The sequence below is a fragment of the Pseudoalteromonas sp. SS15 genome, assembly GCF_049257195.1.
Lineage (GTDB): Bacteria > Pseudomonadota > Gammaproteobacteria > Enterobacterales > Alteromonadaceae > Pseudoalteromonas.
This window is the reverse complement of sequence record NZ_JBMMUD010000001.1, coordinates 648,979-667,683: the sequence shown is the minus strand read 5'-3', so window position 1 is coordinate 667,683 and position 18,705 is coordinate 648,979. Positions and strand designations below refer to the sequence as shown.

Sequence of the window (18,705 nt, the reverse complement as noted above, 5' to 3'; positions counted from 1 at the left end):
TTCTATTTTTGCTTTCTTTTTTAATCATGCTTAGCCTTCACTGCGATCTGTTACGCGCATCGAAGTGAGCTAAAGGCACGTGTTATTCGGGTGACAAAAGCTTTGGAAATCCAAGCTGCTATCTGTATGATCGTCACCCATGATGTGCATCACGATTATTGTCTTTGCGATAAAAAGCAGTTTCGCAAAAAAATTGCGCGTCGATTATCCCATTAATAACGTCGTGATAGCAACTAAATTATTACTCAAATCAGTGATTAGGCAATGTCAGAAAAATCTCCTTTAAAAGTCAGCTTTGTAACCGTAACTGAAGATCAGCAAGGTCAGAGAATTGATAACTTCTTAGTGACCCATTTGAAGGGGGTGCCTAAGAGTGCAATTTATAAAATCCTTCGTAAGGGAGAGGTAAGAGTTAATAAAAAGCGCGTTAAGCCAGTTTATAAATTGCAAATTGACGACTTAATTCGTATTCCACCTATTAAAGTGGCTGAGCGAGAAGAGTTTGTACCAAAAAATCTAGATAAAATATCAGCTTTAGAAGATGCAATTTTATTTGAAGATCAATATCTCATTGTGATCAATAAACCTTCAAGTATGGCTGTACATGGCGGCAGTGGCTTGAGTTATGGCTTAATTGAAGCGTTGCGTGTTTTAAGACCGCAAGAAAAAAACCTAGAACTTGTGCATCGTTTAGATAGAGATACATCAGGTTGTCTTCTGATTTCAAAGAAACGTTCTATTTTAAAAGGACTCCACGAGCAGCTCCGTGAAAAAACCATGGAGAAAAACTACTGGGCATTAGTAGTGGGTGAGTGGGCGGCAAAAATTAAAAATGTCACCGAACCTCTTCGAAAAAATACCTTACAATCAGGTGAGCGTGTTGTAAGAGTAGATGAAGAGCAAGGTAAGGCATCACATACTCGCTTTAGAGTACTTGAGCGTTTTGATGGTTGTACGTTGGTACAAGCATCGCCAGTGACAGGTCGCACTCACCAAATTCGTGTTCACACTCAATGTAAAGGCCATCCTATTGCGTGTGATGATAAGTATGGCGACCAAGTTTTTGACAGCCGTATGAGAGAAATGGGACTGAGCCGTTTATTCTTACACGCCCATGATCTTCGTTTTTTGCATCCGAAGCATGAAACAACCATGCATGTTGAGGCACCACTAGATAAAGCATTAAATAACGCTTTGAAAACATTAAGAGCAAAGTAATGCAGTTCGAGCTTGTTATTTTTGATTGGGATGGCACTTTAATGGATTCAGTGCCAAAAATTGTGAATGTTTTAAAACTTGCAGCTAAGCAATGTGGTGCCGCCATTCCGACCGATGATGCTGCCAAATCTATTATTGGTTTATCTTTACCGACCGCGGTTGCAAAGCTGTTTCCAAGTGATGAAGACAAGTGGGAAGCGTTAGCTCAAGCATATAAAACGGTTTATAAAGTAGGCGACCATACGCCTACGCCGTTATTTACAGGAGCAAATGACTTATTAGACGCTTTAGCCGCGAGTCAAGTGCAACTGGCCGTTGCGACCGGTAAATCTCGTACAGGGCTAAACCGCTTAATGGCTGAAACATCAACTGAAGAATACTTTGTTACCACTAAAACAGCTGATGAAGCACAGTCGAAGCCGAATCCTGATATGTTAAATCAAATTTTAACGATGACAGGTGTGGCTGCTGAAGATGCCATTATGATAGGTGATTCATTATTAGATATTGAAATGGCCAAGCAAGCGGGTGTTGCAGCGGTTGGATTAACCCATGGTGCCGCAACTAGAGCAGCGCTTGAAAAGACCCAAGCGCTGGCTGTACTAGACAGTTTAACTGAATTAGGTACTTTTTTGTTGACTGAGCAACACATCGATGTGGAAGCCAGCTAACAGCTCGGTTAATCTAATTAAAGGCAGCCCAATCAATGAATTTGGATCGCTGCCTTCTAATTTTTCAAACAAACAAATCCCCAAACCTTCACTTTTAAAGCTGCCTGCGCACTGGTAAGGCGTTTCAGCATCACAATATGCCTCGATCTGTTCGAGAGTTAACTTCTTAAAATGAACGTTGAATGGTTCAACAATGATTTCATGTCGGTTCGTTGCTATATCGTACAGACATAATCCTGTTAGAAAACTTACTTTATTGCCACTGAAGCTTTGCAGTTGTTTGATGGCATTTTCTTTTGTATGTGGTTTACCAAGTATTTTACCGTCGTGAACGGCCACTTGGTCAGAGCCAATCACCAAACCTTCTTCGAATTTGTCATTAGCTGCTTTTGCTTTTAACACACTTAATCTGGCTACTAGATCTTCTGGTGTTTCATTACTTAAATGACTTTCATCTACATCAGGTGAAAACGATGAAAAAGGTAGGTTCAATTTTTTTAAAATTTGCTGCCTAAATGGCGAGCTTGACGCTAAAATAAGAGGAGTTTTCATAAACACTTAGTTGTCAAAATACCAATGGCGCTAGAATAGGGCGCAATAGAGCGAAAAACAAAGGAAACTTTGATTTTTATTTTGACTAAAACATTAACTATCTATATGATGCAGCCCCTATGCAAAAGGTGAAAATTCCCATCACTCTTGATCCTTGCAGAGCAGCTCAACGCAGACTCAGTTATGACGGCGTTGTTCAGCTTGAAGAACTTTCTCGCTTAGAGCAAGTTGTGCAAGATCAAACTGGTGAAATAGCGGTAGACATTCATTGCAGTAATGATGAACAAGGGTTGGTTGTAATTCGCGGTTCTTTCCGTGCACATCTGACCGTTATTTGTCAGCGTTGTAATGGAGATTTAGGGTTGGATTTGGAACATGACTTTGCTTATTCACCGGTTAAAGCGGGTGATGAGTCGGACCATCTTCCTGATTGCTACGATGTGGTTGAACTGAATGAAGAAGGTGAAATAAATCTTCGTCAACTTATAGAAGACGAGCTTATTTTAGCGATTCCTATAGTGCCAACACACGACGAAGCATCTTGCGCTTATTCCGAAGAGCCTGCGAGCTTTGGTGAAGTAGTCGCAACAGAGAGCAAACCAAATCCATTTGAAATTTTAAAACAACTTAAGAAAAATTCTTAGGAGAAGGCTAATGGCTGTACAAAAAAGCAAAAAGTCTCGCGCAAGACGTGGCATGCGCCGTTCACACGACGCAATCAGTGGACCAGCTCTAACTGTAGATCAGGTTTCTGGTGAGACTCATCTTCGTCACCACGTGACTGCTGATGGTTACTACAAAGGCGAAAAAGTAATTTCTAAATAAGAGATTGCTTTTATGCTGACTCATCTAACCATTGCGTTAGATATGATGGGGGGCGATTACGGCCCCCGTTCATCTATTCCAGCCGCCATTTCTGCGGTTAATAAATACCCCAATCTTACATTGCTCCTTTGCGGCGATGAAAATTGCATTTCTGATGCTTTAATAAAACATAAAGCAGACTCTCACCCTAGATTAATCATTAAGCACTGTAGTGAAGTTGTTTCTAATAATTGCGAGCCAGCGCAAGCACTTCGAAACAAGAAAGACTCTTCAATGCGTATCGCTTTAGATTTAGTAAAAAGCAAACAAGCACAAGCTTGCGTTAGTTCAGGTAATACTGGTGCATTGTTACTGATTGCACACTTTGTGTTAAAAATGCTACCCGGTATCAAACGACCAGCACTTATTTCTGCTGTACCTACAGAAAAAAAACAACCTGTTTATTTACTGGATCTTGGTGCAAACGTGCATTGTGATGCACAGACATTGTTTCAGTTTGGCATTATGGGCAGTATTGTTGCCGGCGAGACCTGTAAAGGTGATAGACCAAAAGTGTGTTTGCTTAATATTGGCTCTGAAGACATTAAAGGCAATGACACAATTAAAGAAGCCGCGAATATGATGAAGGCAACGCCTTATCTTAACTACACAGGGTTTTGTGAAGGCAGTGATATGTTTTCAGGTAAAGCTGATGTTGTTGTTTGTGAGGGGTTTGTGGGTAATGTCGCTCTAAAAACATGTGAAGGTATTGCTAAACTTATTATGCATAAGTTTACAAAAGCGTTGAAAAAACGTTTTTTCTACCGATTATTAGCCGTATTACTCAGTCCAATCATAAAAAAACTCTACAGAAGGGTGAACCCCGACCAGTATAACGGTGCAAGTCTGGTAGGATTGCGTGGTATTGTTGTGAAAAGTCACGGAAATGCTTCGAACAAGGCGTTTCTTGCTGCAATCGAAGAAGCTATCAGAGAAGTTGAAAAACAAGTTCCTGAAAAAATAGAAGCGACCTTCGAACAAATTGCATTAGATGAAGAACATTCGCCATCGTCCCTCGAAAATTACTGACTTGGGGTGAGGGTGGCATAACTATTATTATAAAGAGCATTATATGTCACAGAAGATTGCACTTTTATTCCCAGGTCAAGGCTCACAAGCAGTTGGCATGCTTGCAGAGTTACTTGAATCATCAGAAATTGTAAAAGCAACATTTGCAGAAGCATCGGAAGCGCTTGGTTATGACCTAGCAAATCTTGTTGTTAACGGCCCAGCTGAAGAACTCAATCAAACTCATCGTACACAACCTGCATTACTAACTGCGAGCGTTGCTGTTTACCGTGAATGGGTAGCAAACAATGCAGAAGTTGAGACCGTTCTAGCTGGTCACAGCTTAGGTGAGTACTCAGCGTTGGTATGTGCAGGTGTTTTAAGCCTTGCTGAAGCCGTAAAGTTGGTTGAGAACCGTGGTCTTTATATGCAGGAGGCCGTACCAGCTGGTGTAGGTTCAATGGCTGCGATTATCGGTCTTGATGATGATAAGATCCAATCAATTTGTGCTGAGCTTTCGGGTGAGCAAGTGGTTGCGCCTGTTAACTACAACTCTCCTGGTCAAGTTGTTATTGCGGGTCACAAAGAAGCGGTAGAAAAAGCGTCTGAGGCTTGTAAAGAAGCTGGCGCAAAACGCGCACTACCACTAGCTGTAAGCGTGCCTTCTCACTGTGAACTAATGAAGCCTGCAGCAGAAAAACTGGCAGCTGATTTAGAAGCACTTGCATTCAATGCACCGAAATCGAGCGTGATCAACAACGTTGATGTTGCTATTGAAACAGAAGCTGCTGCGATTAAAAATGCGCTAGTACGTCAGCTCTACAGCCCTGTGCGTTGGACTGAAACAGTTCAAGAACTTGCAAAGCTTGGTATTACACAAAGTTATGAATTCGGCCCAGGTAAAGTACTGAGTGGCCTAGTTAAGCGTATTGATAGATCAATTTCTTGTGCATCTGTGAACGATGCAGCAGCAATTGAATCTGCTAAATAAGAAGAGATAAAAAATGAGCAATCTATTTTCATTAGAAGGTAAAATTGTTTTAGTAACAGGTGCAAGCCGTGGTATCGGTAAATCTGTTGCTAATGCATTAGTTGCACAAGGTGCGATTGTTGCAGGTACTGCGACGAGCGAATCTGGCGCTGAAAAAATTAGTGAATATTTAGGCGAAAACGGTAAAGGTTACGCGTTAAACGTGACTGATGCTGATTCAATCACAGCAACGTTAGCGGCAATTAAAGCTGATTTTGGTGATATTGACGTGCTAGTTAATAACGCGGGTATCACTCGTGATAACCTACTTATGCGTATGAAAGACGATGAGTGGAACGATATTATCGATACCAACTTAAGCTCTATCTACCGCCTGTCTAAAGCGGTTCTTCGTCCTATGATGAAGAAAAAAGCTGGCCGTATCATTAACATTGGTTCTGTTGTGGGTACGATGGGTAATGCGGGTCAGGCAAACTATGCAGCTGCAAAAGCGGGTGTAATTGGTTTTTCTAAATCTCTAGCACGTGAAGTGGCTTCTCGTGGTATTACAGTGAACGTTATCGCACCAGGTTTCATTCAGACTGACATGACTGATGAGCTAACTGACGAGCAAAAAGCAGCAACGCTTGCTAACGTGCCAGCAGGTCGCTTAGGTCAGCCTGAAGAAATTGCAGCTGCTGTATGTTATTTAGCATCTGATGCGGCTGCGTACGTATCAGGTGAGACTTTGCATGTAAATGGTGCGATGTACATGGTTTAATTGCTGTAGATCATAAAAAAGATTCAATTAATTTTTTGTGATCTTGCTGCAATCTTACTTGAAATTGCTATTAAAATAAGCGATAAAAGTATAAATTAATTTATAACAGGTTTGACCAGATCAAAATATCTGAGCAAATCCTTGAAACCCAGAATTATGCGCCGTACACTACGCCGCAATCTGAAAATAACGCAAATGCGTTTTAATAAAGGAAAGAAGAATGAGCGATATCCAAGAACGCGTAACGAAAATCATTGTTGAGCAACTAGGTGTTAAAGAAGAAGAAGTTAAAAACGAAGCGTCTTTCGTAGACGACTTAGGTGCTGACTCTCTAGACACTGTTGAGCTAGTAATGGCTCTAGAAGAAGAGTTCGACACTGAGATCCCTGACGAAGAAGCAGAGAAAATCACTACTGTTCAAGCAGCGATCGACTACGTTACTGCTCACGCTGAGTAATCAAACGTATCACTTGGGGCAGCATTCGCTGCCCTTAGTCTTTTCTACCCCCTCATAAAAATAATCAATCCCTTTTGGAGGAAACCGTGGCTAAACGTCGAGTCGTAGTAACTGGCTTAGGTATGTTGACGCCGCTAGGTAATGATGTTGCATCAACCTGGCAAGGCTTACTAGAAGGCCAAAGTGGCATTTCTAACATCACGCACTTTGATACCACAAATTTTGGAACTAAATTCGCAGGTCTGATCAATGACTTTGATGTCACTGAGTACATGCCGAAGAAAGAAGCCAAAAAAATGGACTTGTTTATCCAATATGGTGTTGCAGCAGGGGTTCAAGCTTTAAAAGACTCTGGTCTTGAAATCACTGACGAAAATGCAGCACGTGTAGGTGTAGCTGTAGGTTCAGGTATCGGTGGTTTAACATTAATCGAAGAAAACCATGTAAAACTACTTAATAGTGGCCCACGTAAGCTGTCACCGTTTTATGTGCCTTCGACAATTATCAATATGATCTCTGGTCACTTGTCTATCATGCATGGCTTGAGAGGTCCAAATATTTCAATCGTTACTGCTTGTACAACTGGTTTGCATAACATCGGCCATGCTGCGCGCATGATTGCCTATGGTGATGCAGATGCGATGGTTGCAGGCGGTGCGGAAAAAGCATCTACGCCAATTGGTATGGGTGGTTTTAGTGCAGCACGTGCACTTTCAACACGTAATGATGATCCACAAGCTGCTTCTCGCCCTTGGGATAAAGACCGTGATGGTTTTGTACTGGCAGATGGTGCGGGCGTGATGGTACTTGAAGAGTACGAACATGCAAAAGCACGCGGTGCAAAAATTTATGCTGAGCTAGTTGGCTTTGGTATGAGTGGCGATGCATTCCACATGACGTCACCACCTGAAGATGGCTCAGGTGCGGCGCTTGCGATGGAAAATGCCCTTAAAGATGCTGGTGTAAACGCTGAAGAAGTGGGTTATATCAACGCACACGGTACTTCAACGCATGCGGGTGACAAAGCTGAAACGCAAGCGGTTAAGTCTATTTTCGGTGCCGCTGCTGATAAAGTGATGGTTGGTTCATCTAAATCAATGATGGGTCACCTGCTAGGTGCTGCTGGCTCTGTTGAATCAATTATCACAGCGCTATCGTTACACGATCAAAAAGTATCACCGACTATCAACCTAGATAACCCAGATGAAGGGTGTGATCTAGATTATATTGCTCACACAGGTCGTGACGCAAAACTTGAGTATGCATTATGTAACTCATTTGGTTTTGGTGGAACCAATGGCTCGTTGCTATTTAAAAAGGTATAATCTTTAAATACGGCGACAAACTATTAAAGAAAGCCTGGCGATGCCGGGCTTTTTTGTGATTAAAATGAGCTTAAAAATAACAACCACAATCACACCTCGAGACCGCGGATTTCAATATGGCGATGGCTTTTTTACCACTGCAGCCATTAAATCAGGCAAAGTCCAACACTGGGATTTACATCTCACACGCCTACAATCATGTGCCAAAGCACTATATTTTCCAAAAATTGATTGGCAACAGATGCAACTCGAGTGTGAAAAGCATGCGGCAGAGCATCAATTAGCCGTATTAAAAGTGGTTATCACCAGAGGTGAAGGAGGGCGTGGCTACCAAGCGCCTGACGAGCCAAGCCTCAATGCGATTGTATCTGTCCTTCCTTTTCCTACGCATTATGCTGATTGGCAGAGTCATGGGATAAAAGTAAGTACTTCAAACGTAAAACTTGGTCATCAACCATTGTTGGCGGGTTTAAAAACATTGAATAGACTTGAACAAGTTTTGGTTAAACAAGATGCCAAGCAGTTTACTGATAGCCATGATGTGTTAGTGTTAGACATCAATAATCAAGTGATTGAAACATCAGCAGGAAATTTGATTGGTTTTAAAAATGGTGAGTTATTTACGCCTAAATTGTCAAAAGCAGGAATAAAAGGTGTTTACCTTAGTGCATTGCAGCAAGTAAATACCATTATTGAAGTTGAAGAGAGTATCGATTTTTGGTCTGATATGGACGCGTTGTTTACTTGTAATAGTTTGATGGAGTTAGTGCCAATTATTCAATTAGATGCTGAACAGTTTGAGCTTGAAGCTGCATTAATCGTCAAACAGAGTTTAATGGGTTCCTTACATGCTTAAGAAGATAACCGCAGCCTTTGTGCTTTTGATGTTATTCGCTGCCGTATTCATTCAACAGCAAATCACACACTTCAAGCAGTTACAACTGACAAACATCTCTGAGCTATTTGAAGTGAAACGTGGTACAGGTGTTCATCGACTTTGTAATGAGTGGTTAGCGAAAGGCAATATTGATTCGTGTTTTGCACTGCAAGTATATGCCAAGTTATCTCCTGCGAATACCTCGCTAAAACCAGGCTTATATGAGCTACAAAATTTAACCGTGTTAGAGGCCATTGATAAAATTCACCAAGGCCAACAAAAACAGTTTAGTTTTACCGTGATCGAAGGTGACACTTTAAAAATGGTCCTCAATAAGCTCAAATCGGCTGATTTTATCGATTACGATATTGACGAGGCAAAGCTTTCAGAGCAATTAGAAGTGACTAACTATGCGGAAGGCTGGTTACTACCCGAAACTTATTTTTATCATGCAAACGATAGCGCATTGTCGATAATTACACGGGCACATGAGGCTATGAAAGCAGAGCTAGCGCAAGTGTGGGAAAATAGAATGGCCAATTTGCCGCTGCAAAATGCCTATGAAGCGCTTATATTGGCATCGATCATTGAGAAAGAAACGGGTTATGCTGGGGAGCGCAAAAAAATCGCATCAGTCTTTATTAACCGACTCAATAAGAAAATGCGTTTGCAAACTGATCCAACGGTAATCTATGGATTAGGAGAACGCTTTGATGGCGACATTAAACGCAAAGATTTAAAAGAGCATACGCCTTATAATACATACAGAATAAATGGCTTGCCGCCAACCCCCATTGCCATGCCATCAAAAGAGGCAATCATAGCGGCGACTCAACCTGATACAACTGATTACTATTACTTTGTTGCCAAAGGCAATGGCCAGCATCAGTTTTCTAAAAACTTAACGGATCATAATAAGGCCGTAAGACAGTATATTTTAAAGAGAAGTAATGACAGCTAAATTTATTGTGATTGAAGGCCTTGAAGGGGCCGGTAAATCAACAGCAATGCAAATTTGCCAACAGTTTCTTGCAGACAAGCAAATTGACTTTATTAACACCCGCGAGCCGGGTGGCACGCCAATGGCTGAAGCACTTCGAACGCTTGTTAAAAACCAGTATGAAGAAGAAGTGGCAGGTGAAACTGAGCTACTTATTATGTACGCTGCACGGGCGCAGTTACTGCATAATGTTATCAGACCGAGTCTTGCTGCCAACAAGTGGGTACTGGGTGACAGACATGACATGTCTTCACAAGCTTACCAAGGTGGTGGCAGAGGTTTATCTCAAACCACATTGAATAGTCTTTCTGATATTGTGTTACAAGGCTTGAAGCCCGATCTCACCTTATATCTGGACATTTCTCCAGAGGTGGGTTTGTCACGCGCTCGTGGACGCGGAGAATTAGACAGAATTGAGTTAGAGGCGATTGAGTTTTTCGAAAAAACTCGCGCACGTTATTTAGCATTAGCTGAATCGGATGAAAACTGCGTGGTAATAAACGCAGAGCAAGCAATAGATGAAGTACACGCTGACATTCTGGCGGCACTAGAAAACTTTTATCAGCAGGTTAATTTGTGATGATGCCTTGGTTAGAGCGCCCTTGGCAACAGCTCAATACGAGCTTTAAAGCGGGTCGCTTTCATCATGCTCAGTTGCTTGCAGGGTTGCAAGGAGTAGGCAAGTTAGCATTAGCACAAGGGCTAGCTGATGCCATCTTGTGTGAAAAAACTTCAGAGCTTTTGGCATGTGGTCAGTGTAAAAGTTGTGCCTTAATTGCTGCACAAACTCACCCTGATAAACTGCTTGTCAGCTCTGAGGGGGCGACCATAGGTGTAGATGAAATAAGAGCAACCGGCGATTTTATCTATCATTCGGCGCAGCAAGGTGGCAACAAAGTAGTGATAGTCCACCAAGCGAATAAAATGACGCATTCAGCGGCCAATGCGCTGCTAAAAACCCTTGAAGAGCCAAACGCAAAACGCTTTTTAATTTTAACTTGTGATGATGTCGCGCAATTGCCAGCGACGATTGTTAGTCGCTGCGCAAAGAGCAATATAGCGGTTCAATCCGAGCAGCAAGTTAGGGCTTGGTTGACTCAGCAATTAGGTGATTACGCTGAACAGCCATGGATTAATTTGTTTATATCACAACCTTTGAAAATAAAGCATTGGTTTGAAACGGGTCAAGTTGAACAAATTAACCAATTATTCCATAGTATTGAAACACTCAACCATACTACAGATGTGTCGCAATGTGTTGAATTATTGGTAAAATCACCTGAGTTGGTGAATGAAATGGGGCGCTTTGTTCAAGGGCGAATAAAGCAAGGTTTATACAATGGTGCTGACTTTTCGAAGATTACAGTCGCACAGCAGGCTTTGGCTGACTTTATAAAGGATCATCAACAGATCCCAGGTTTGAATTTACAATTAGCCTTGCTTAAGTTATTTACAGCGCTAAAACAGGCTTTGCAGTAGGGGAGCACTATGCAAGTTTTACTTCTAGATTTTGAAGATTTTGACGAGTTATATCGTTGTTATATGCCCGCATTAAAGCACGGCGGCTTGTTCGTTAAAACTAACTCTCGCTTTGATATGGGGCAGCCTTTATCGCTTCGCGTGACTTTGCCAGATGCATTAGAAGAAGATGTGATTGAAGGCAAAGTAGTATGGATAACGCCGCAAGGCGCGCAAAATTCAAATCCACCAGGCGTGGGCGTTGGCTTTTCTGAGGGAAATGAAACAGTTAACGATAAAATCGTAAAATTGCTGGGGACAGCACTTAATTCAGAAAAACCCACCTACACCATGTAAGAGTAGTTATGATTGTAGATTCGCACTGCCATTTAGATAGATTAGATTTCGATAAACTTGGTTTATCACTCCCAGAAGCATTAGATGCAGCAAGACAAAAGCAAGTCGAACACTTTTTATGTGTGAGCGTCACACTTGATCAATTCCCGAGTATGCTTGAAAAAGTTGAAGCATTTGATGATATTTCAGTATCATGTGGTGTGCACCCTTTAAACCAAGATCAAGCTCTGGATAAAAGTCAGTTATTGTCATTGGCTCAACACGATAAAGTGGTTGCGATTGGCGAAACAGGCTTAGATTATTATTATTCAAAAGATACACATTCAGTGCAACAAGAGAGTTTTGTCGGGCACATAGAAGTGGCTAATGAACTACAAAAGCCACTTATCATTCATACCCGAGATGCCCGAACTGATACCATAGATCTAATGAAAGCCCATGGTGCCGATAAATGCGGTGGTGTTTTGCATTGTTTTACTGAAGATTGGAGCATGGCAAAGCAAGCACTAGATTTAGGTTTTTATATTTCAATCTCAGGTATTGTGACATTTAAAAACGCGGTTGAATTAAAAGAGGTGGTGAAACAAATACCATTAGATAGATTACTCATCGAAACTGACTCACCTTACCTAGCGCCAGTGCCTTATCGTGGCAAAACCAATCAGCCTGCCTATGTACAAGATGTTGCCTATTATATTGCAGACTTAAAAGGCATCACATATAAAGAGCTCGCAACGGTAACAACTAACAACTTTTATGATCTATTTAGCTTAGCCAAGCGCAAATAATCGTTATGTCAGTTGTAAATACACACCTTCCAGAACTTTTACTTGGCCCGATGGTTCGTCGGGCTGAGCCTAGTAATGTGTGTTTGCAACTTGTTACCTCAATGCCTCGGGCTGTACGTTTTGAGTTTACAGGCACTGAAGTTGAAAACGAAGTACTCGAAATACCACTGGGTAAGCATTGTTTTTTCTACATAGTGAATGTGAAACCAAAAAGTGGTGAGCTTATTGTCGATACAGCAATAGGCTATACGTTGTATCTTGATGATATTAAAGCGGATTTGTCAGCTTATTGTTATGCCCATGCCGATACGCCTGAGTTAGTTATTCCTCATGTTTTAAAGCAAGTGTTACACGGCTCTTGTCGCAATCCGCATTACCCTGTAGAAGATTCGTTAGCGAGTGCAGATGAAACGCTCTCTCAGGCGAGACTCAATCAAACAACAGCGCCAACCTTATTATTGCTTTCAGGCGATCAAATCTATGCCGATGATGTGGCCGGGCCAATGCTTCAAGCCATCTATGCTGTTATTGAGCAACTCGGTTTGTTCAAAGAAGCCCGAACTGAATATATAAATTTACCTGATAATTTATCTGAGCAATTATTTGCAAGAACGCCACATTTGCCAAAAACGCCTTGGCAAGAACGTTCAAAACGCAGTTTAGGCTATTGGCTTCGTAAGGATGACCCGCATTTCACCAGTAGCCATGCGGTGAATCACCTCATTTATCTAGAAGAGTTTATTGCGTACTATTTATTAGCACACAGCGAAGCGTGCTGGCAGTTATTTGATTTTGAAACAGCACATTTTAAGAGTGCAAACGCCAAATATACTGAATTATACGAGTTACAAAAAACAAGTTTAAAAGGCTTTGTAAGGAGCTTGCCAAAAGTTGCAAGGCTGTTTGCAAATGTTTCAACTCTGATGATGTTTGACGATCATGATGTCACGGACGATTGGAATTTAACCGCTCAATGGGAGCAAAATATTTCGTCAAATCCAGCCAGTCAACGAATTATTAGCAATGGTTTGTTGTCTTATTGGCTCTTCCAAGGGCTGGGTAATGACGCAGGTTCAGTGTCTAAAACGCTTTTAACCCATTTCAGCTCTAGTCTAAATACATGTGAATGGCACCTGACAAAATTTGATACGCACCTTCATCAGTTTGATAATTGGCATTACTGCCTTGAAACAACGCCAAAACTGGTTGTGTTAGACACAAGAACACACCGTTGGCGAAATGAGCAAGACTTTAATGAGCCCAGTGGCTTAATGGATTGGGAAATGCTGATGTTTCTTCAAACTCAACTTCAGCATCAAAAAGAAACAATTATAGTGTCTCCTGCGCCAGTATTTGGGGTAAAAGCCATTGAAGCGGTGCAAGCCATTTTCAATGCCTGTGGTCACCCACTGGTTGTGGATGTTGAAAACTGGATGGCTCACGAAGGTGCAGCAAGAAAACTGATGGATATTTTTAGACGTAGTGACACGCCGATAGAAACTATTATCTTATCGGGCGACGTACACTATTCTTTTTGCTTTTCTGTGCAAGCGCGTTTTGGTCAACATGATAACCGTATTTGGCAATTAACTGCATCAGGGATTAAAAATGAATTCCCTAAAACCCTGTTGAAGTGTTTTGACCACTTAGACTCATTTTTATATGCAAGATGGAGTCCGCTCAACTTTTTTACCAAGCGCTGGCAGATGAAAGTGACTAAGCACCTCTGTCGTTCTGAGCATTTACGATCACCTTATCTTTTATCTCACGCTGCGATCAGCCTTATTGAGCTTGAAAACAACAAACTCGCAGGTTACTACCTGTTGCATGCTGACGGCACAAAAAGCGATTTTGAACTTTAAAAACTTGTTTATTTTCTAGTGAGTTTTAATAGCTTTGCTATATTTAAAACACTTTGGTGTGTTTGATGGCAGGGTATGAGAGCGACAATTCTATCTTTTTTATTTCTGCTTTTTTCTAGTCAATTGGTACTGGCAGTGCCGCAGTTTACCGATACGGCGCAGATCATGCGTTCTTACGATTATAGTGCAGGTCTCACACAAAGCTCCATTACAGCGCTAGCTCAAGATCAGTTTGGTTATATTTGGGTGGGCACACAAGCGGGCTTGAATAGGTTCGATGGCCATGAATTCAAACAGTTTCAACCAAAACAACAAGATAAAAATAGTTTGTCTGGTGGTTTTATCACCGATATTTGTATCAGCGGTCAAGATGTATGGATAGGCACACATACAGGGTTAAGCCGCTACAATACCCAAAATGGGCGGTTTCATTCTTTTTTGGCAAGTGACTTTGACGCGATAACCTCTGACAGAGTGAATGATTTAACTTGTCAAAGCGCACATGTGTTGGTGTCGACCGCCAATGGTGAAAGTTATCAAATTAATAAAAGTACATTAGAAGTTAGCCAATCTCCCGTAGTGGGCAATTTCATTCGCTCACCAGAGACACAAAATAACAACATTTATTATCTCACCGACAAAGGTTTAATGAAAATTAACGAGCAGCAACAGTCGCTATTGCTATTCGAAGGTGAGTTCAAGATGCTCAAGGTTAGGGGGCAAAGAGTATTCCTGCTGACGAAAAGTGAAGAGCTGATAGTTTATGATTTGTTATATAGCAGAGTTTTATGGTCGAAAACGTTTGCTGAAGTCTCGAACATCACCCTCAATAATTTGTATCTTTCGACCAATGAAATATTGCTCGCGACAAATAACGGTGTCTATTTATTCCATTTCGATGGCACCTTGTTAAACCATTGGTATAAACGTCAGCAAGCAAATGGCCTTCAAGATAATAATATTTTGTCCGTTATGAGAGACGAAAATAAAGGCATTTGGATTGGTACAGAAACCCGAGGTCTACATTTTTTTAGCCAACTGAGCGAATCGTTTGGACATGTCAGTACAGATAACTATCCAGATTCGCCTTTGGCCACGCCAGACACTCGCAGTTTTGCTATTGATAAGCTAGATAGAATTTGGGTAGGTACTTCAGCGGGGGTTTATGTTTTCAATGGGCAAGGGTTTATCGAGTCGCAATTTATTTATAAGGCGTTAGTTGCTGTGCAAGGTAGTTTTATAACTAAGTTATTCATGTATGGCAGCGATTTATGGATAGCAACACGCGGCAATGGTGTGTTTCGGTTCTCATTTGAGACAGAAACTCTGGAGCATTTTAAGCCCGACTTTGGAAATGGGCCGGAGTTAAGTTTTAACGATATTGTTCTGTATGACGGCGTGTTATTACTCTCCTCAAGAACAATGGGTCTGATGTTTTTTAATGAAAATACGAGTAAGTTAATGCCGTATTTTGCAAGTTCACTTGATGCACCTTCCCATGTTTCTTCATTGCTTGTTGTAAAAGAAGAGCTTTGGTTTGGCAGTATTGGCAATGGGTTATTCCGCTATAAAGGGGATGAACTTCAACAAATCAATACATCAGATGGACTACTGTCTAATTTGGTTTTCATGCTTGTTCAAGACGCCTATGGCAGAGTATGGGTCGCCAGTGAGCAAGGGATCACCCTTATTCAAAGTGACTTTAGTATTGATCGCACTTTCACACAAAATGAAGGATTAAGTAATACTGCGATTTGGGGCCTTATTTATGACGGAGTAGGGCATGTTTGGGCTGGAACAAGTGGCGGGCTCAGTCGTATTGATATCAGTAACTTTAATGTGCACAACTTTTCGCCGACCGATGGCATTCAAGACAATGAGTTTAACTATAACGCTGCTTGGTTGGCACCTGATGGGCGGTTGTTTGTTGGTGGTGCGAAAGGGTTCAATCAATTTTACCCGCAAAAACTCGATGTAGATAATTCTGCAAGGCCATTATTAGTTAGCGAAATTGAGTTATTGGGCGAGTCACTTAAACCTGCAGAAGGGTCTGTATTGTCGGTTGCCCCTGAACTGGCTGAGGGGCTAGAGCTAAAACATAACCAAGACATTATTTCTTTGAACTATTCCAGCTTGGATTATGGCGCAGAGCAAAATCAGTTTTATTATCGCGTTATAGGATTGAGCGAGCAATGGTTAAAACTGGCAAATGGAGTAAGACAAGTAAGCTTATTAAAACTCAAACCAGGAAACTATACTGTCGAAGCGTATACCATTAACCGTTTTAATGTTGCTTCACCGGTTCATCAATTCAGACTCAGTATTGCAGCGCCTTGGTGGTGGAATACTGGCTCTAAAAGCTTTTATATCTTTTTAGTATTAACCCTTATAGCCTCTGTTGTTTATGCCCGTCAACAGAGATACAAAAAAGTTGTGCGTGACAATATTAAAATGTCTGAGCTGAGGCAGCGGTTAGAGTGGTCACTCTGGGCCAGTGGTGACGAGCTATGGGATTGGCATGTGAATAGCAATCAAATTTATCGTCATACAGTGTCTTCGAAAGTTGATTATGGTGATGCAGGCACAGTGATGACCATTGACGATTTTGATCAATTCGTTCATCCAAAAGACTGTATATTGGTTGAAGAAAAAGTACGTGAATGTATAGAAGGCAAAACAGACAGCTATGAAATAGCCATACGAGTTAAAGACTTATTTGAGCAATGGACCTGGGTACTTGATAGGGGGAAAGTCGTCAAACGTGATCAGGACGGCAGAGCAACGCGCATTGCTGGAGCACTAAAGGACATTGCGGAGCTTAAGAAAAATCAAGAAGCATTACAAAAGCTAAACGAGCAATTAGAGATTAATGTCGCAATGCGAACCGATGAACTTTATAAAAAGAATCAGAAACTAGAGCAAGCGATGATGGAGCTGCAACATACACAACAAGAGCTGATCGAAAGTGAAAAAATGGCGTCACTAGGTAGTTTAGTCGCAGGGGTTGCCCACGAAATAAACACGCCTTTAGGTGTCGCATTGACAGCACTTACATACAACCAAGAAAGTTTGGCTGCGATAGAGCATAAGCTTGAGAACAAGTCACTGAGGCAGCAAGATTTAGATAATGCAATCAATGAACAAAACCAGGGTTATGCACTGATTTTAAGAAACTTAGATAGGGCGCAAAGCTTAATTAGTAATTTCAAGCAAGTTGCTGTTGACCAATCGAGTGAACAAGCAAGAAACATCTTTATAAAAGCTTATCTAAAAGAAGTATTTGATTCATTGGTCCCCTTAACAAAAGGAAAGCAAGTAGAGATAGACATAGAAGGCGAAGATTTTGAATTGCACACCTACCCTGGTGCAATATATCAAGTAATGACTAATTTATTAAACAATTCGATGATCCATGGTTTTGAAGGCGTTGAGTCTGGCAATATCAAAGTTTCTATTCACCAAGACGGAGAATTTTGGCATCTGAGCTATGATGAAAATGGTAAGGGAATGAGTGCTGAAATGCTTAAAACAGTGTTTGACCCTTTTGTAACCACTAAACGGAATCAAGGCGGATGCGGTTTGGGCATGCATATAGTTTATAACCTGATAACGCAGCTTTTAAAAGGGGAAATCAAGTGTAGCTCCACATTAGGGGAGGGCATCAATATAAAACTGAAATTGCCTGTCGAGTTACTCTAAGATTACTGATATACATTGCTTAATATCAACTTTTCGGCTGTGTAGCATTTTAATGTGTTATCTGATTTTATATACTCACCACTCTAGATTATTCTAATTACTTTGAGGTTATAGATGACTCAGCTTTTTCCAAAATCACGACTAAAATGGGCCTGTAGAAGGGGAATGCTAGAACTAGATGTACTGCTTGGACCGTTTGTTGATGAAGCTTTTGACGAGTTGCCTGACCCTGACAAACTAATTTTTCAACGTTTACTTGAAGTGGAAGATCCTGATTTATTTGCTTGGTTTATGGGCCATGAAAAGTGTCCAGATCCAGAGCTAAACAAAATGGTTCAGTTTATACTTGGCCGCGTCAAAGTATAAAATTTTATTTGCAGATAACCGGCAAGACTTCAGGGTCGTAGCGCTGTTCTTGTCGGTTTTAAGCTTTGCCACCTTTCTCGTTTCTGCACATCTGATTTCTTTCTTGTTTATTTGCATCGCTGCAGTTTTAGCGTTTTTACTTTTTTATAAAATTACCCAAGATACGACGCCACGTAGTGGAACACTGTTACTTGACTGTGAAGATAATTATATCGAAGTGCATAGTGAAAGGGCGGTATCTGGACATATTATTTCAGCACAACTTCAGTTTTCCGTCTTATCTTTAAAAGTCAGAACCACCCAAGAAAAATCAGAAACCATACAATTTTTGGCTTCTTCGATGAGTGAAAAAGATTGGCGAAGAATGTGTCGATTCGCTTTGAATGAAAGAAATCCAATCCTCAAAAATGATTCGAACATTTAAGAGGATCGGTTTTGAAGAGAGAGAACCG

General features: G+C 41.2%; 20 protein-coding genes. 19 read left to right on the top strand and 1 reads right to left on the bottom strand.

All coding sequences use genetic code 11. The annotated features are described in order from the left end of the window. Window positions 1-264 precede the first annotated feature (264 nt). Both rluC and AAEU28_RS02915 read left to right on the top strand, forming a co-directional pair. Complete coding sequence (gene rluC, locus AAEU28_RS02920; protein WP_421962873.1) at window positions 265-1,218, top strand: 23S rRNA pseudouridine(955/2504/2580) synthase RluC; 954 nt, start codon at window positions 265-267, stop codon at window positions 1,216-1,218. Continuing rightward, window positions 1,218-1,889: an HAD-IA family hydrolase gene (locus AAEU28_RS02915; protein ID WP_421962872.1), complete on the top strand. Its 672-nt coding sequence runs from the start codon at window positions 1,218-1,220 to the stop codon at window positions 1,887-1,889. The genes rluC and AAEU28_RS02915 overlap by 1 nt, the downstream gene beginning before the upstream one ends. Here the strand turns inward: AAEU28_RS02915 and AAEU28_RS02910 are convergent. Continuing rightward, window positions 1,839-2,441: a Maf family protein gene (locus AAEU28_RS02910; protein WP_421962871.1), complete on the bottom strand. Its 603-nt coding sequence runs from the start codon at window positions 2,439-2,441 to the stop codon at window positions 1,839-1,841. The genes AAEU28_RS02915 and AAEU28_RS02910 overlap by 51 nt on opposite strands. Before the next feature lie 119 nt (window positions 2,442-2,560). On the opposite strand from AAEU28_RS02910, the gene yceD reads away from it, so the two are divergent. The 17 genes from yceD (at window position 2,561) to AAEU28_RS02825 (ending at window position 18,677) form a co-directional block, all read left to right on the top strand. Beyond that, the gene (yceD, locus tag AAEU28_RS02905; RefSeq protein ID WP_421962870.1) at window positions 2,561-3,085 is read left to right on the top strand and encodes a 23S rRNA accumulation protein YceD; all 525 of its coding nucleotides are present in this window, start codon (window positions 2,561-2,563) and stop codon (window positions 3,083-3,085) included. Between the two features lie 10 nt (window positions 3,086-3,095). Continuing rightward, window positions 3,096-3,266: a 50S ribosomal protein L32 gene (rpmF, locus tag AAEU28_RS02900; RefSeq protein ID WP_058030134.1), complete on the top strand. Its 171-nt coding sequence runs from the start codon at window positions 3,096-3,098 to the stop codon at window positions 3,264-3,266. A 12-nt stretch (window positions 3,267-3,278) separates the two neighbouring features. After that, window positions 3,279-4,334, top strand: coding sequence for a phosphate acyltransferase PlsX (plsX, locus tag AAEU28_RS02895; protein WP_421962869.1), 1,056 nt, complete (start codon window positions 3,279-3,281; stop codon window positions 4,332-4,334). Window positions 4,335-4,377: 43 nt separating this feature from the next. Then, window positions 4,378-5,304, top strand: coding sequence for an ACP S-malonyltransferase (gene fabD, locus AAEU28_RS02890; protein ID WP_421962868.1), 927 nt, complete (start codon window positions 4,378-4,380; stop codon window positions 5,302-5,304). A 13-nt stretch (window positions 5,305-5,317) separates the two neighbouring features. Further along, window positions 5,318-6,064 (top strand): 3-oxoacyl-ACP reductase FabG, encoded by a 747-nt coding sequence (gene fabG / locus AAEU28_RS02885; RefSeq protein ID WP_058030131.1) that lies wholly within the window; start codon window positions 5,318-5,320, stop codon window positions 6,062-6,064. A 220-nt stretch (window positions 6,065-6,284) separates the two neighbouring features. Then, a complete protein-coding gene (gene acpP, locus AAEU28_RS02880; RefSeq protein ID WP_058030130.1) occupies window positions 6,285-6,521 on the top strand; it encodes an acyl carrier protein in 237 nt (78 codons plus the stop codon). A gap of 86 nt (window positions 6,522-6,607) precedes the next feature. Beyond that, the gene (fabF, locus tag AAEU28_RS02875; RefSeq protein WP_349286174.1) at window positions 6,608-7,846 is read left to right on the top strand and encodes a beta-ketoacyl-ACP synthase II; all 1,239 of its coding nucleotides are present in this window, start codon (window positions 6,608-6,610) and stop codon (window positions 7,844-7,846) included. Window positions 7,847-7,910: 64 nt separating this feature from the next. Further along, window positions 7,911-8,702: an aminodeoxychorismate lyase gene (gene pabC / locus AAEU28_RS02870; protein ID WP_421962867.1), complete on the top strand. Its 792-nt coding sequence runs from the start codon at window positions 7,911-7,913 to the stop codon at window positions 8,700-8,702. Continuing rightward, window positions 8,695-9,684, top strand: a complete 990-nt coding sequence (mltG, locus tag AAEU28_RS02865; RefSeq protein WP_421962866.1) for an endolytic transglycosylase MltG — start codon at window positions 8,695-8,697, stop codon at window positions 9,682-9,684. The genes pabC and mltG overlap by 8 nt, the downstream gene beginning before the upstream one ends. Next, entirely contained in the window at window positions 9,674-10,303 is a 630-nt protein-coding gene (gene tmk / locus AAEU28_RS02860) for a dTMP kinase (protein WP_421962865.1), read from the top strand. The genes mltG and tmk overlap by 11 nt, the downstream gene beginning before the upstream one ends. Next, the gene (holB, locus tag AAEU28_RS02855) at window positions 10,303-11,202 is read left to right on the top strand and encodes a DNA polymerase III subunit delta' (RefSeq protein WP_421962864.1); all 900 of its coding nucleotides are present in this window, start codon (window positions 10,303-10,305) and stop codon (window positions 11,200-11,202) included. The genes tmk and holB overlap by 1 nt, the downstream gene beginning before the upstream one ends. 9 nt (window positions 11,203-11,211) lie before the next feature. Further along, window positions 11,212-11,538, top strand: coding sequence for a PilZ domain-containing protein (locus AAEU28_RS02850; RefSeq protein WP_404390200.1), 327 nt, complete (start codon window positions 11,212-11,214; stop codon window positions 11,536-11,538). 8 nt (window positions 11,539-11,546) lie between these two features. Next, window positions 11,547-12,326: a TatD family hydrolase gene (locus AAEU28_RS02845; RefSeq protein WP_421962863.1), complete on the top strand. Its 780-nt coding sequence runs from the start codon at window positions 11,547-11,549 to the stop codon at window positions 12,324-12,326. 5 nt (window positions 12,327-12,331) lie between these two features. Continuing rightward, window positions 12,332-14,188, top strand: coding sequence for an alkaline phosphatase D family protein (locus tag AAEU28_RS02840; protein WP_421962862.1), 1,857 nt, complete (start codon window positions 12,332-12,334; stop codon window positions 14,186-14,188). 75 nt (window positions 14,189-14,263) lie between these two features. Then, window positions 14,264-17,887 carry a sensor histidine kinase gene (locus tag AAEU28_RS02835; RefSeq protein ID WP_421962861.1) on the top strand — a complete coding sequence of 1,208 codons (3,624 nt, stop codon included), beginning with the start codon at window positions 14,264-14,266 and terminating at the stop codon, window positions 17,885-17,887. Between the two features lie 114 nt (window positions 17,888-18,001). Then, window positions 18,002-18,253 carry a succinate dehydrogenase assembly factor 2 gene (locus AAEU28_RS02830; RefSeq protein WP_390440870.1) on the top strand — a complete coding sequence of 84 codons (252 nt, stop codon included), beginning with the start codon at window positions 18,002-18,004 and terminating at the stop codon, window positions 18,251-18,253. Beyond that, window positions 18,234-18,677, top strand: coding sequence for a hypothetical protein (locus tag AAEU28_RS02825; RefSeq protein ID WP_421962860.1), 444 nt, complete (start codon window positions 18,234-18,236; stop codon window positions 18,675-18,677). Before AAEU28_RS02830 ends, AAEU28_RS02825 begins: the two co-directional genes overlap by 20 nt. Window positions 18,678-18,705: the final 28 nt, after the last annotated feature.

Bases quoted from the DNA above. Each gene is read 5' to 3' on its own strand.
- AAEU28_RS02845 (WP_421962863.1), top strand. From the start codon at position 11,547: ATGATTGTAGATTCGCACTGCCATTTAGATAGATTAGATTTCGATAAA.
- AAEU28_RS02850 (WP_404390200.1), top strand. From the start codon at position 11,212: ATGCAAGTTTTACTTCTAGATTTTGAAGATTTTGACGAGTTATATCGT.
- tmk (WP_421962865.1), top strand. From the start codon at position 9,674: ATGACAGCTAAATTTATTGTGATTGAAGGCCTTGAAGGGGCCGGTAAA.
- yceD (WP_421962870.1), top strand. From the start codon at position 2,561: ATGCAAAAGGTGAAAATTCCCATCACTCTTGATCCTTGCAGAGCAGCT.
- AAEU28_RS02840 (WP_421962862.1), top strand. From the start codon at position 12,332: ATGTCAGTTGTAAATACACACCTTCCAGAACTTTTACTTGGCCCGATG.
- AAEU28_RS02915 (WP_421962872.1), top strand. From the start codon at position 1,218: ATGCAGTTCGAGCTTGTTATTTTTGATTGGGATGGCACTTTAATGGAT.
- AAEU28_RS02830 (WP_390440870.1), top strand. From the start codon at position 18,002: ATGACTCAGCTTTTTCCAAAATCACGACTAAAATGGGCCTGTAGAAGG.
- plsX (WP_421962869.1), top strand. From the start codon at position 3,279: ATGCTGACTCATCTAACCATTGCGTTAGATATGATGGGGGGCGATTAC.
- fabD (WP_421962868.1), top strand. From the start codon at position 4,378: ATGTCACAGAAGATTGCACTTTTATTCCCAGGTCAAGGCTCACAAGCA.
- fabG (WP_058030131.1), top strand. From the start codon at position 5,318: ATGAGCAATCTATTTTCATTAGAAGGTAAAATTGTTTTAGTAACAGGT.
- rluC (WP_421962873.1), top strand. From the start codon at position 265: ATGTCAGAAAAATCTCCTTTAAAAGTCAGCTTTGTAACCGTAACTGAA.
- AAEU28_RS02835 (WP_421962861.1), top strand. From the start codon at position 14,264: ATGAGAGCGACAATTCTATCTTTTTTATTTCTGCTTTTTTCTAGTCAA.
- AAEU28_RS02910 (WP_421962871.1), bottom strand. From the start codon at position 2,441: ATGAAAACTCCTCTTATTTTAGCGTCAAGCTCGCCATTTAGGCAGCAA.
- pabC (WP_421962867.1), top strand. From the start codon at position 7,911: ATGAGCTTAAAAATAACAACCACAATCACACCTCGAGACCGCGGATTT.
- holB (WP_421962864.1), top strand. From the start codon at position 10,303: ATGATGCCTTGGTTAGAGCGCCCTTGGCAACAGCTCAATACGAGCTTT.
- mltG (WP_421962866.1), top strand. From the start codon at position 8,695: ATGCTTAAGAAGATAACCGCAGCCTTTGTGCTTTTGATGTTATTCGCT.
- rpmF (WP_058030134.1), top strand. From the start codon at position 3,096: ATGGCTGTACAAAAAAGCAAAAAGTCTCGCGCAAGACGTGGCATGCGC.
- acpP (WP_058030130.1), top strand. From the start codon at position 6,285: ATGAGCGATATCCAAGAACGCGTAACGAAAATCATTGTTGAGCAACTA.